The organism is Microbulbifer pacificus (assembly GCF_002959965.1).
GTDB lineage: Bacteria > Pseudomonadota > Gammaproteobacteria > Pseudomonadales > Cellvibrionaceae > Microbulbifer > Microbulbifer pacificus_A.
Genome location: NZ_PREV01000027.1, coordinates 1,100,930 through 1,113,497, shown reverse-complemented (window position 1 = coordinate 1,113,497; position 12,568 = coordinate 1,100,930). Strand labels below are relative to the sequence as shown.

The 12,568-nt window shown below is 58.0% G+C and carries 12 protein-coding genes; 7 read left to right on the top strand and 5 right to left on the bottom strand.

Features of this window, described 5'->3' with window-relative positions; genetic code table 11:
- Positions 1-132: 132 nt before the first annotated feature.
- Positions 133-624 (top strand): Crp/Fnr family transcriptional regulator, encoded by a 492-nt coding sequence (locus tag C3938_RS15465; protein ID WP_105104121.1) that lies wholly within the window; start codon positions 133-135, stop codon positions 622-624.
- Positions 625-640: 16 nt separating this feature from the next.
- On the opposite strand, the gene C3938_RS15460 is transcribed toward C3938_RS15465, so the two are convergent.
- The gene (locus tag C3938_RS15460) at positions 641-1,243 is read right to left on the bottom strand and encodes an HD domain-containing protein (protein ID WP_105104120.1); all 603 of its coding nucleotides are present in this window, start codon (positions 1,241-1,243) and stop codon (positions 641-643) included.
- Between the two features lie 8 nt (positions 1,244-1,251).
- A complete protein-coding gene (locus tag C3938_RS15455; protein ID WP_105104119.1) occupies positions 1,252-2,025 on the bottom strand; it encodes a class II aldolase/adducin family protein in 774 nt (257 codons plus the stop codon).
- Positions 2,026-2,127: 102 nt separating this feature from the next.
- Here C3938_RS15455 and C3938_RS15450 point away from each other — a divergent pair, with 102 nt between their 5' ends.
- Positions 2,128-2,820, top strand: a complete 693-nt coding sequence (locus C3938_RS15450; RefSeq protein ID WP_105104118.1) for a Crp/Fnr family transcriptional regulator — start codon at positions 2,128-2,130, stop codon at positions 2,818-2,820.
- Positions 2,821-2,831: 11 nt separating this feature from the next.
- Here the strand turns inward: C3938_RS15450 and C3938_RS15445 are convergent, their stop codons facing one another.
- Positions 2,832-3,896: a DNA-binding protein gene (locus C3938_RS15445; protein WP_105104117.1), complete on the bottom strand. Its 1,065-nt coding sequence runs from the start codon at positions 3,894-3,896 to the stop codon at positions 2,832-2,834.
- A 222-nt stretch (positions 3,897-4,118) separates the two neighbouring features.
- Here C3938_RS15445 and C3938_RS15440 point away from each other — a divergent pair, with 222 nt between their 5' ends.
- On the top strand, positions 4,119-5,126 hold the full coding sequence (locus C3938_RS15440) for a site-specific integrase (RefSeq protein ID WP_105104116.1): 1,008 nt from the start codon (positions 4,119-4,121) through the stop codon (positions 5,124-5,126).
- A gap of 33 nt (positions 5,127-5,159) precedes the next feature.
- Here the strand turns inward: C3938_RS15440 and C3938_RS15435 are convergent, their stop codons facing one another.
- Both C3938_RS15435 and C3938_RS15430 read right to left on the bottom strand, forming a co-directional pair.
- Positions 5,160-5,519: an AzlD domain-containing protein gene (locus C3938_RS15435; RefSeq protein WP_233998946.1), complete on the bottom strand. Its 360-nt coding sequence runs from the start codon at positions 5,517-5,519 to the stop codon at positions 5,160-5,162.
- 13 nt (positions 5,520-5,532) lie between these two features.
- Positions 5,533-6,240 (bottom strand): AzlC family ABC transporter permease, encoded by a 708-nt coding sequence (locus C3938_RS15430; RefSeq protein WP_105104115.1) that lies wholly within the window; start codon positions 6,238-6,240, stop codon positions 5,533-5,535.
- A gap of 304 nt (positions 6,241-6,544) precedes the next feature.
- Here C3938_RS15430 and C3938_RS15425 point away from each other — a divergent pair, with 304 nt between their 5' ends.
- From C3938_RS15425 to C3938_RS15410, 4 genes are all read left to right on the top strand, one after another.
- Complete coding sequence (locus tag C3938_RS15425) at positions 6,545-8,194, top strand: VRR-NUC domain-containing protein (protein ID WP_105104114.1); 1,650 nt, start codon at positions 6,545-6,547, stop codon at positions 8,192-8,194.
- On the top strand, positions 8,191-10,701 hold the full coding sequence (locus C3938_RS15420; protein WP_105104113.1) for an ATP-dependent DNA helicase: 2,511 nt from the start codon (positions 8,191-8,193) through the stop codon (positions 10,699-10,701). The genes C3938_RS15425 and C3938_RS15420 overlap by 4 nt, the downstream gene beginning before the upstream one ends.
- 2 nt (positions 10,702-10,703) lie before the next feature.
- Entirely contained in the window at positions 10,704-11,507 is an 804-nt protein-coding gene (locus C3938_RS15415) for a CLCA_X family protein (protein ID WP_105104112.1), read from the top strand.
- Between the two features lie 149 nt (positions 11,508-11,656).
- Complete coding sequence (locus C3938_RS15410) at positions 11,657-12,568, top strand: mechanosensitive ion channel family protein (protein ID WP_233998945.1); 912 nt, start codon at positions 11,657-11,659, stop codon at positions 12,566-12,568.

Sequence of the window (12,568 nt, the reverse complement as noted above, 5' to 3'; positions counted from 1 at the left end):
GCGACCATAGGTGTCCGCTGATGCCATCTGCGTGTTTTTGGCCGTCAGCATAGCGCCCATTACTCCGATATCGCAGGTGTTGACCCATACTTATTTCCAGGTAATCCATGCAGCGTGCCCGGAGAGAATTTTATGCGACAGATTGAGGGGGATCGTGTACTCGAAGATCTCGGTCTTGAGCATCTGAAAAATGCCGCGGCACTTGGCGCACTGTCTGACCAGGCCATTGCTTACCTCATGGCGAAAGGCAAGATTCACCGACTGCGCAAAGGCGAAACCCTGATTGAGTCTGGCAGTCCTTCCGGCTCGTTTTTTATCGTTCTCAACGGTTCCCTCGGTTACCACCAGACCGTGGAAAATGGCCACCTCGAGCATATCTATGACTTCCACTTTGGCGAAGCCATCGGCTTTGTCAGTATGATTGCGCTGACTCCATGGCCGGGAACCACGCTCGCCAACGACGATAGCCTGGTGCTGGAGGTTACGTCAGACCTGTTTTACCAGCTACATTGCGAAATGCCTCTGGACTTCGGTGTACTGCTGATCAATTTATCCCGGGAGCTGGCTCGGAAAATTCTCGAGCTTATTCAGATGGTGGGAGAATTGAAACGCAACCGCCAGTGACGGTTGCGCTTCGGATTCAGGCCTCAGTGTTCGCTTCCATCGCCAGTTTATAGATGGACTTCCTGGGCTGTGCGAAAACCCTGCGCAGCATGGGTGTAAAAAATTCAAGCGGCAGCGTTTCCCCTTCCGGATCAAATGCCGGCGCATCGTACTTCTCCACAAATTCCAGCGTCCGAGCGTAATATGGATGATCCCTGAATTGATCGCGCAGGTTGCGTTCCATTCCCAGATACTGGAAAAAATAGTATCCCTGGAAAATCGCGTGATGCTTGATCATCCAATGGTTTGCATCACTGACAAACGGCTCCAGAAGCACCGCCGCCACATCGGCATGATTGTAGCTGCCAAGAGTGTCGCCGATGTCATGCAGCAGTGCGCACACCACATACTCCTCGTCCTTGCCACCCCGATAAGCTAGGGTCGCCGTCTGCAGGCAGTGGGTCAGACGGTCAACCGGGAAACCACCACAATCGCCCTTCAACAGACCCAGGTGCGCCAGAATACGTTCTGGCAATTCCCGTGCGAAGGGACCGAACGCCTCAGCAATGATCTTCCAGTCCTCACTGGTGCCCTCTTCCATATGCCGGAATTGCGCCTGCTTTTCCACTACGTGTTTCATGGTTTTCCTCAGTCTCGATAGCCGGGATTGATACGGTCGAGCTTGCGCAACAGGCCTGGCCATGCGAGTAATCCGCCCTGGTTACTGGTGACTTTGTTACCTTCACTCTGAATCTTCTCGATCATCGGGCCCGGCACCGGGGTCAGCTGGCGATCCCCCGCCAGAGCCGCGACCTGAATTTCACAGGCACGCTGGAAGACGTACATGGCCAGAAACGCGTCGGCCACATTGGCTGCGCAGGTCAGCAGGCCGTGGTTGCGAAGGATCATGTAGTTAGCGGTGCCCAGGTCTCGCACAATACGCGCCTTCTCGTCCTCACGGACGGCAATACCCTCATATTCGTGATAGGCGAGTCCCGACAACGGGAACAGCGATTGCTGGGAAATCGGTAACAGACCCTCGCTGTGGGCGGAAGCAGCAACCCCCGCCACGGTATGGGTATGCATCACGCACTGGGCATCTTCCCGCGCCTCGTGAATCGCGCTGTGAATAGTGAACCCGGCAGGGTTCACCGGGAACGGACTGTCGTCCACCTTCTCACCATTCAGATCAATTTTGACCAGGCTGGATGCGGTAATTTCCTCGAACAAGGTCCCGAAAGGGTTGATCAGGAAGTGGTGCTCCGGGCCGGGAATGCGCACGGAGAGGTGCGTAAAAATCAGATCATCCCAGCCATAATGGGCGATAAGACGGTAGGCCGCCGCCAGGTCTACCCGCAATTGCCATTCGGTGGCGCTTACCCTGCCCTGGACAGATGAAAACGCTGGTGACTGAGTCTGCATTGGCTTGGTCCTTTCAACGGTTGCTGTGATTCCCGACATTCTAAGAACCGGATACCTCTCAACACTGTCAATTTATTGACGTTTTATGGTTAAACTCCGCCAATGATTAACCCAATACCCATATTCAAGGCCTGCCCCCTGCTCGGCGGCCTGCCAGACCATGCGATTGCTGAACTGGCGCCTTCCGCCCGTATCCGCACCTATGATGCGGATGAAGTCATTTATCTGCCGGGCTCCATGCAAAGTCAGTTGTCGATCGTGGCCAAAGGGCGTGTGCGTATCTGTTCCAGCAACAGCGAAGGCCGCGAAGCGACCCTCGCAATTCTGGATACCGGTGCCTGGTTCGGCGATACCGTATTTTCCCCCGGCATGCGGCGGGTGTTTGGCGCGACTGCGCACGATGACTGCTTGATCGTCGATGTGCCGGGGAGCGAGTTGCGCGCTGTGCTGGCACGCAACCCAGTAGCCTACCCTGTCGCCCTGGACTTGCTGAGCCGCCGCTTGTGGGCGGCGATGTCAATCATTCAGGACGATGTTCTCGGAGGCACCGAAGTGCGTATTGGTCGACGCCTCCTGTTTCTCGCACAGATGCACAATTCCACGAACCAGGAAAACGGCGGAGCGAGCTTCCGCCTGACCAGGGAGCTGCTGGCCAACATGATGGGAATGACCCGCCAAGGGGTACACGCGGTACTGAAAAAAATCGAGACGCAGGGGTTAATCGAGTTCGCCTACGGGCGGGTGACGATTCCCGATATCGCCCGCCTGCAGGCATATGTCGATGCCCTGGACTGAAGCGGGAAACATCACGCATCCGCTGGCGCGGTGCGTTGTACCTGCATCAACCGCCCCTGCAGCTCTGCTTTCTGCTGCAGCACCTTCTGGTACTCCGTATTCAATGACGTAAATGCTTCCCGGGAATGCTGGATCTCGGTTTCGAGCCTGCCGCAAACCGCACGCTGTAATTCTGACTCCCGGATAAAAGCGGCATTGCTGCTTGAAAGGGTGGCGATCTTTTCCTGCAGTGAGCCAATCTCTTCGCTTCGCACCTGCAGTTGTCGTTGTTGCTGGGCAAAATTTTGCCGCAGCGCGTCCAGTTCTGCGCGATTTCCGGCGAGCGCTTGGTGCGCCTGCTGCAGCTCCGAGGCGAGCTGTGTATTGCGAGTGCCCTGCACTTCAATCTGTTTTTCGCGTTCAGCAAGCTTCTGAACGGCGGCCGCAAGCTGTTCATTGAGAGTCGAAATCTGGCTGCTCAGCTGCCTGTTGGAGTGGCGGAACTGATCGCGCTCCTGTTGGCGATCGTCGGCAATCTGCCGCTGGTAGAACTCGAAGTGTTCACGCACGGTGCGATTTTCCTGTTTGAGCTCTTCGAGATGCGCTCGCAGTTCGGTGACTCGAGTATTGCTTTCCTCGCACTGGAACTCGCTTTTTGCCAGGGTCTTTTGCGTATCTTCCAGCGCGTGCCGCAGATTCCGCCCCTGTTCCTCCGAGTCCTGCAGATTCTGCTCCAGATCCCGCAGGCTGGCGGTGCGCTCAGCGAGCAAAGACCGCACCTGGGAAAGCTCCGTCCGCAGTTGCTCCACGGTTGTCGCCATTTCTTCACGCACCGCATCCACTTTGCGGTCGGCTTCGTCATGCACACGCTGGTGCACTGCCTTCAGCGCATCCACCAGGTCTCGCGGCAAACCGCCGGTATCAGCTTCACCATTTCCGGTCTCCGCTTTCCAGCGCTTCAGCAGCGGTGCAATCGTACTTTTGCTGCCGGTCCCCAGCTCCCCTCGCACCCGGTCTACTGTGGGCTCTTCCCCACGCTGACTGATGGATTCTGCCGCCCGGGCAATATCGAAGTAGTTGACGCCTGTACGTGCCATTTGGACTCCCTGCACTTGCAAACCGTAGTGATGCACTGTGAATTGCGTATCGTATTACATGGTACGTAATAATACATAATTCATGAGATCCAACCTGTGGTAGACCACTCAATTTGTAACCTTCGATAATTAAACTTATCGTGGGTTATAAATGTGAATTGTGGGAAAATGCTCGCTTCTCCGGTACACAAAATGCGTCTATACAGGCTACAGGCTCTCAGTATGAAAAAAGCCGTATCAAATTCTTTCATTGAAGCGCCCACCTTCCCCGACCAGGCAAGCACCATAGCCCCTGTCTCCAGGGAGACGGTGCAGACCTACCTGAACGCAGCCACATCAGAGAGCACTCGCAAGGCATACCGGTCCGCTGTCCGTCAGTTTGAAAAATGGGGTGGTCGACTGCCAACAGATAGCGACACTCTGGTGCACTACCTGCTACGCCGCGCGGAAACGCTCAACCCGCGCACACTGGAATTACACGTCACCGCCATCGGTCAGTGGCATCGCTATCAGGGCATGGCAAACCCGGTACTGGACCCCGTGGTTCAGAAGACCATGAACGGCATTCGACGGATGCACGCCAAACCCAAGCAGAAGGCCAAAGCGTTACGGCTTGAACATATCGCCTCGCTGACGAGCCATCTTCACTCGCAAGCGGACAGCAAAAAGAAATTTCGCGATCTGGCGCTGGTATTGATGGGTTTCTTCGGCGCGTTTCGACGCAGCGAGCTGGTGGCGATCAGGGTTGAAGACCTTATCTGGGAAGAGGAAGGACTGATCGTACACCTGCCGAGATCCAAAACAGACCAGACCGGTCAGGGCACGATGCGCGCCCTACCCTTAGGCCCCATTGGGGTATGTCCGGGCACGGCGCTGAGAAACTGGCTGAACGCAGCCTCTATCGTTGAAGGGCCGGTGTTTCGCGCCGTTAACCGCTGGGATCAGGTCCAACAGAAATCTCTCAACCCCGGTGCAGTGAATCAGTTGCTGAAACAGCTGGGCACCGAGTGCGGGTTTGACTTTGTCGAGAGCCTCAGCAGCCACAGCTTTCGCCGTGGCCTATCCACTTCCGCGGCGCGAGAAAAGGTGGATTTTGAGCTGATCAAGAAACAGGGCGGCTGGAAGAGCGACGCCACCGTCTGGGAATACATTGAAGAAGGACAGCGTCTGACGGACAACGCGGCCACGGTACTCATGCACAAGCTGGCCGCGCTGGAGCAGGTCGAGTAACACCGGATTTCGCGAACAGGCCCAGCCGAAAACTCAAAAAACAGTATTGGCCAGAAAAATCACAACCCCATAGATTGCGACACCCACAAACACCGGCCAGCCCAGCGATTTGGTCCATCGCCAGACAACCAGTGTCACCATCACCCCGAGTACCGTCGCTACACCGGAGGCAAGGTCGAGCTTGCCCGGCACCAGTGACACCCCGAACATGGCCGCAATCATCAGCGGTCCAAGCACGCTGAGCCAGGTGGGCATGGCATCCAGTGTGTTTTTGGCTTTGCGCTGAACAAGATGGCGCTGCATCCACACCAGAGGCAACGCCCGCAGCAGGAATGTTCCGAGCGCACATGCGATCAACGCGGCCCAGATACCGCTGTCCATTCCGTCGTTCATACACCCCCCTCAGTTATCTGAATGCGCCCAAGCCGAAAAAAACCACGGCGCCGGCAATCGCTGCGACAGGGATGGCCGCGTTGGTCATCCCCAACAAGGTCAGCGATAACGCAACAAGCACCGTACAGCCCAGCGCCAAGGACCACAGCCATGACGTAAACCGCGGCGCAAGCAGCACCAGGAAGAGTGCCGGTAAGGCAAACGGCATAACCTCCGCCAATAGCGGCCACTGCTGCGTCAGTTCCTTGCCGGCAATAGCGCCAAGCGCGGTACCCCCGATCCAGCTGAACCACGCCACGCACATGCCGCCGATATACCACCCGAGACGATCACCGGATGCAAGCTGCGGCAAACGGGTGTGCGCCAGGGCAAAGATCTGGTCAGTGAGGCCGTGCATCAGCCACGGCCACAAGCGATGGGCTGGCAGCCACGGGGCAATGTTTGGCCCGTAAACGACATGGCGGGCATTGATCAGAAGCGTCATCACGACCACAAACCAGAGGGGCGCGCCGGAGGCGACCATGGCCACAAACAAAAACTGCGATGCACCGGCATAGACCAGTGTCGAGATAGCCACCGCCTCCCAACTGCTGAAGCCGGACTGAACGGCAATCAGCCCGAATGAAATGGCCACCGGGATATATCCACCCAGCAGCGGGATTGACTCACGGGCGCCCAACAGCAGTGAACGATAGTTTGACGCGGTGGCAGGCTGACTCACCAGGGATTTCCTTTCATGCGTAGACAATCGAGTCCGGATTGCAGGCGAATAGCCAGCGCCACAGAAGTCGCTTTCGCGGACCGAGAGAGCATCAGCTCGCGGGTATCCCGTGGGTTGTATCACCAAAGGAACGCTTTATATGAGAATCGTCCTGTGAAAGAAACACCCGAGCGTCAATTAGCCCAAAAAAAATCCTCTGACCAGAACGGGAATACGCAGTCGCGATCCTGTTTGTTCCGCACGCCCAACTGCTGTATAACCATCCAGTTACACTCCGGCAATATTCAACAACTCGCAGTAAGCCATGCCCGCTCCCGTTGAACTGGCACCAGATTATTACCTGGCGAACTTCCTCGCCCTCATAGACTTCGTGATTTCCCGTTACGAGGATGTGCTGTCGGCAGATGAACGCCAGTTTTATGTGAATTTCAGGGCGCTGAGCCTGGACAGCCAGCGGTTGTACGTGCGGTTGCTCTCGCGCAAAGGCGTACCGTCTTCCGTCGGTGCGCTGTTTCGCCTGCGGAAGCTGGCCTACGGCGAGATTGCGGACATTCCCGGCGCCGCGGATCAACTGGTGCAGTCCGGGTTGCTGCTGCGTAATCCCGAGCTGACGGCGGACGAAATACTGCCGCTATTCAGCAAGGTCGAGCTGCTGCCACTGAGCAACGTCACTCTTCCCCGGTCCCTGAAGCGTCAGGCGCTCGAACAGAGATTACTGGAACAGGACATTACACCTGCGACGCTAACGGATGCAGAACCGATTCTCGCGGTGCAGGGGGCAGCGCACTTTGAAACCTTCAAACTGTGCTTTTTCGGCAACCTGAACCAGGATCTGACAGACTGGGTGCTGCGCGATCTCGGCCTCTATCGGTATGAGCACTACCCGCTTGATCGCGAACAGCTGCCGTTCCAGTATCGATTACAGATCGAGCAACATCTCCGCTACTACGACGCGCTGGGCCGGTTCGACGAGATAAAATGCGGCGAGGCGTCAGCCATCATCGCTTTGGCGGCGGAGCTCCCGCTAGCCCCGGAAGGGGATGTTACCCTGCGCCGCCGCGTCGACCGCCTGCGCCTTACCATGGCCCGCCAGCTGGAGCGACTGGACGATTGCGAAGCCGCCGATCGGTTGTACCGGCAATGCGCCCGTCCTCCGGCCCGAGAGCGACGGGCGCGGATCGCGGTGCAGCGTGGCGATGTGCGGGCCGGCCTGAATTTGTGCCGGGAAATACTCGCGGAACCATGGGATGAAGCGGAACTCATCTTTGCCGAACATTTCGGCTACCGTACCGCGAGGCAACACAAATGCCTGGGAGGATGGGAGCCACCTGCACGCTACCAGCCGCCCACAGAAACGGTCGCCCTGCCCGCGGCTGATGAACGCGTGGAGCTGCTGGCGGCAGCGTGGCTGCAACAACACGGCGACTGCCATTATGTGGAGAACACTCTGTTCAATGGCGTGCTCGGTCTGCTGGTATGGGACATTCTCTTCGCGCCTGTTCCCGGTGCTTTTTTCAATCCATTTCAGATAGCGCCCAGCGATTTCCGCACACCGGACTTCTATCCAGCGCGCCGTCATATGTTCGAGCAACGTCTCTGCGAACTCGACGATGAACGTTTTGCGGCGCGGGTCTGGCGCAATTTCGATGAAAAGTATGGCATCGCCAACCCGCTCGTCGCTTGGGAGGCGCTGCCCGAGCCGCTTCTCCAGCTCGCGCTTGAGCGCATTCCCACAACACACTGGCGCGCCCTGTTCCGGCGCCTGCTGAGCGACATCACCAGTCACCGCAGTGGCCTGCCGGATCTGATTGTCTTTCCCGACGCTGGCGGCTACGAACTGGTGGAAGTGAAAGGCCCCGGCGACCGTTTGCAGCAGAACCAGCAACGCTGGCTCGTCTTCTTTGCCCGCCATCATATTCCTCATCGGGTACTGCATGTGGAGTGGCAACCATGATGGAGACGCGGCCGGAGTTGCCGTTATCGGTTGGCGAACTGGTGGCATTTTCCTGCCGTCGCGGCGACCTGATCGCGGACATCCCCGCGGGCCCGACAGCACAGGAAGGGATCCGCGCGCATCAGCGTTTGCAGAACAAGCGCCCCGCCGGCAGCGAGGCGGAATACCGCGTGAACGTTCGGTACCCGCTGGAAGGGGAAACCCTCGTACTGCGCGGCCGCGTGGATATCCTGCACCCACAGGCGGACCTGCACTGCCCCGCCCAGCTGGATGAAATCAAGACCACCTACTGCGCCCCGGAAAAATTACCGGACGCGGTGCGAGATTTACACTGGGCGCAGTTGAAACTATACGGGTTCTGCTATCTGTTGCAGCGTCAGATCGAAACCGGTGCGGCGCCGTCCCCGCAGGGTCAGTTGCGGCTGCAGATGCTGTGGTACAACCTCAAACAGAAAAAAGTACACCCGGAGCTGCGTGAGATCAGCTGGGCGGAACTGGAAGCCTTCGCTCTCAAGGCGCTGCGCACCTATCTCCACTGGCACCGGGCGTGGCGGCAACACCGGCGGGCGGTACGCGGCAGTGCGCAGTCACTGGCGTTTCCGTTTCCGGGCTACCGACCTGGCCAACGCCAGCTCGCGATCGCGACCTATCGCTGCCTGCGGGACGGGGGTCAGCTGGTGGTGGAGGCCCCAACCGGGATCGGTAAAACCGCAAGTACCCTGTTTCCCGCGATCAAGGCGCTGGGTGAAAATCATCTGGATCAGCTGGTGTACCTGACGGCGAAGAATTCCGGGCGGGCGGTGGTGCGGGAAACCGTTGAACGCCTGCAGGTGCACGGACTGACGTTGTCTCTGCTGGAAATTCAGGCCAAGGATAAAACCTGTGCCTGCAGGCTCGGGCTGTGCACTCCGGATGCCGATGGGATCTGTCCGCGAACCGTCGGATTTTTTGATCGCTTGCCAGAAGCGCGCCAACAGTTGTTGGGAAAGCCATTTCTCACTCCGGACACCATCGCGGAGGTGGCGGACGAATTTCAGTTGTGTCCTTTTGAGTTGTCACTGCAGATGTTGCCCTGGGTGGATCTGGTGGTGTGTGATTTCAACTATGTGTTCGATCCACTCGTACGCCTGAACAGCCTGCAGACCGGCGAGCTCCGTCGCGCACTGCTGGTGGACGAAGCCCATAATCTGAGTGACCGTGCGCGCGCCATGTATACCGCGGAACTGACGCGCAAAATGAGTCGGCAGGTCGCCAGGAGTTGCACCGGTTCACCGACGCTGCGCCGGTCCATTCAGACACTGGTGCGCGCGCTGAATCAATGGGTCGGCGAGCGAGCCGACAATGACCGTTTGACAGCGATGGCGGGTAGCGACAACACCGAGGCCTGGGTGACCCCGCTCTCCACGGCAGATATCCGGGCGGATGTTGAACCACCCCCCTCTCCCGAAGCGGTGGTGGCCGCCGCCCACAAGATCTTTGCCATCGTCAATCAGATGCGGGAGCAGTCGCGGTTGCCGCCGGAGGAAATCCGTGAATGGCTGCATAACCTGCATCGCTTCCTGAGCATTGCCGGTCTGCCTGTTCTGCGGCACCACGGCCTTACACGCCGGGAAGACCGGGATGCCCCCTGGCAGGAGCAAAAACTGAAGTTGTTCTGCGTCAGCGCAGCGGAATATTTGCAGCAGTGCTACCAGCAGTTTCAAGGGGTGATCCTGTTTTCCGCCACGTTGCGGCCGGCGGAGCACGTCCTTGCGCAGTTGGGGGTAACCGCGGAGACCCCATATCTGTCACTGCCCTCACCCTTTGCAGGTGAACAGATGGGCACGTTTCTCTGTTCTTATATAGATACCCGCTACCGCGCCCGAGACCGTGCAGCGGATGCGCTGGTGGATGTCATCGCCCGGGTGTATCAAAGTCGTCCCGGCAATTATCTGGTGTTCTTTCCCTCCTATCGCTTTCTACAACAGGTGGCGGAACATTTTCGCGTGCGGTATCCGGCCGTTGACCTGGTCCAGCAGAGCGCTGGCGCCGGCGAGCAGGAACGCGCAGCCTTCCTCGCGCACTTCAGCGAAAACCGCCGTAGTCTCGGCTTTGCCATCATGGGGGGAATTTTCGGCGAGGGCATCGATTATGTTGGGGAGCAACTGGTGGGATGTATTCTCGCCGGAGTCGGACTGCCCCAGATCAGCGAGGAACAGGAACTGATACGACAAGCCGCGGTGAATGGCGGCGGCAACGGTTTTGATATCGCCTACCGCTATCCCGGACTTACCCGGGTATTGCAGGCGGCCGGCCGGGTGATCCGAAGCGAGACCGATCGCGGTGTGGTGATTCTTGCAGATGCCCGCTTTGCTGACCCGTTTTACCAGCCACTGTTTCCGCGTCAGTGGCGGTTACAGCGCTGTGCCGGTGGTGAGGCCTTATCAGATGCGCTCACAGCATTCTGGGGTACAGACACCTGCCCAACACTTGACGCCTGTCCGCGTACAGAAACGGAAGGTGAATAGCAATGGTTTCAAAACGGCAGTTTTATCGTAGCGGTCCTGTTCAGCGCGACAATGCCAATGTGAGCTTTGTGGATGTACGGCGGAAATTCGGATTTCGCGCCATCAGTATTGGCCGCTGGGTAACAGACGCCGAGCGGGACCGCGCTGCCGGGCTGTTTTACGACGCGCTCGCGGATCTGATGTCGATTCTGCGGGGACCGGAAATGCTCATCTCCCTGCGCGAGACACTGGCGTTCCAGTATGGTATCGGCGGGCGCCCACGCACCATGGCGCACTATCAACCAGCTACTCGCACGTTTTCCCTGGCAAAAAATGCCGGCCCTGGCGCCATCGCCCACGAATGGTTTCACGCCCTGGATCATTACTTGGCTGACAAGGCGTTCAGTGATGTTGCCAGCCTCAAGGAGACCCGGCATACCTATGCCTCCGCAGCCTGGTTACAGGACGCGACACCGGTACCCCACGGCATCAATGATCTGCTGTTCGCTTGCTTCCGCACCATTATGCTCGATGAAAGTGGCGAACACCCCAGCACGCTCTTCCGAGTCTCCTGTGCCGCGGACAAGGCCAATGGTTGTGTGTATTACAGCGACCCCGCGGAAATCTGTGCACGGGCCTTCGAGGCCTTCGTGCAGGACGCGAGTATCAGCAACAACTTTCTGGTTTCCGGTACCAAAGCCACGGAGGAAGCGCGCATGGGTTTGTACCCGACAGGCGCGCATCGGCGGGCTATCAATAGTGCCTTTGAGCACTATTTTTTCCGCCTCGGCAGTGCGCTGCGCGCAGATCAGTCGCGCCAGCAATAGTATTCCGCTTACAGGCGCCCCCCGAGGTTGCGCCGTTTTTGTCCGATCAGATACACTGCCGCCGGAAATAACCCACGCCAGCAGTCACCGCGCCATACTCAGATTCTCAACCCGGCGAATGTCGTTTGTGCCCGGAGAACATGATGCGATTGGCGACGCCCCTTCCCGATTACCGTATTACCGAGCCGTTCATGAGCAGCGATTTATTACGCCAACTTCTGCACAACCAACTGGTCTGGAGCATATTACTGGTTGTGGGCGTGGTGCTGGCGCGATTTCTGCTCTCGCAGATGTTCAAGAACTCCGGTTGGGCGCGCCAGGATATCCGCCGCCGTATTCATATGGTGCATAACTTCGGCAACCTGGTAATGGTGGTCGGGTTATTTGCCATCTGGGTTTCGGAACTGCGGGATTTCGCCCTGTCGATTGCGGCATTCTCCGTGGCAATCGTGATTGCGTTGCGGGATGTGGTGCAGTGTCTGGTGGGCGGCATCTATCAGGCAAGCATGCGCTCGTTCACCATTGGTGACTGGGTGCGCATCGGCGACCAGTTCGGGGAAGTGATCGACAACAACTGGCTCAGCACCACGCTACTGGAGATTGACCCCCACGGCCTCGGCAACGGCTACACCGGTACCACGCTGTATGTGCCGAACAGTGTGTTCTTCTCCCAGCCGGTAAAAAACCTCAATTTCATGCGCCGCTATATCGAGCACACGTTTTCCATTGTGCGTGAGAGCAAGGGGCAGAACCCGTTTGTCATCAAAGCGTTTATTACCGACCGGGTGCTGCAGTACTGCGAATCCTTCAAGGATGTGGCGGAGCGCTACTGCAAACTGATTGAAAACCGCATGGGTGTGGAACTTGCCAGCACGGAGCCGAAAATCGAGATCCGCACCAGCGATATCGGCCACGACGTACTGACCATCACCCTCTTCTGCCCGCGCGAAGCCGCCACGGAAATCGAGCAGAAGGTAACCGAGGACTTCTACCATTTCTGGTACGGCGATACCGGCAGCCAGATACCCGGCGCAGTGCCGGTATCACCGCAGACGAACTGA

Coding starts and splice junctions, on each gene's coding strand:
- C3938_RS15465 (WP_105104121.1), top strand. CDS start 133: ATGCGACAGATTGAGGGGGATCGTGTACTCGAAGATCTCGGTCTTGAG.
- C3938_RS15445 (WP_105104117.1), bottom strand. CDS start 3,896: ATGGCACGTACAGGCGTCAACTACTTCGATATTGCCCGGGCGGCAGAA.
- C3938_RS15450 (WP_105104118.1), top strand. CDS start 2,128: ATGATTAACCCAATACCCATATTCAAGGCCTGCCCCCTGCTCGGCGGC.
- C3938_RS15440 (WP_105104116.1), top strand. CDS start 4,119: ATGAAAAAAGCCGTATCAAATTCTTTCATTGAAGCGCCCACCTTCCCC.
- C3938_RS15415 (WP_105104112.1), top strand. CDS start 10,704: ATGGTTTCAAAACGGCAGTTTTATCGTAGCGGTCCTGTTCAGCGCGAC.
- C3938_RS15460 (WP_105104120.1), bottom strand. CDS start 1,243: ATGAAACACGTAGTGGAAAAGCAGGCGCAATTCCGGCATATGGAAGAG.
- C3938_RS15435 (WP_233998946.1), bottom strand. CDS start 5,519: ATGAACGACGGAATGGACAGCGGTATCTGGGCCGCGTTGATCGCATGT.
- C3938_RS15455 (WP_105104119.1), bottom strand. CDS start 2,025: ATGCAGACTCAGTCACCAGCGTTTTCATCTGTCCAGGGCAGGGTAAGC.
- C3938_RS15420 (WP_105104113.1), top strand. CDS start 8,191: ATGATGGAGACGCGGCCGGAGTTGCCGTTATCGGTTGGCGAACTGGTG.
- C3938_RS15425 (WP_105104114.1), top strand. CDS start 6,545: ATGCCCGCTCCCGTTGAACTGGCACCAGATTATTACCTGGCGAACTTC.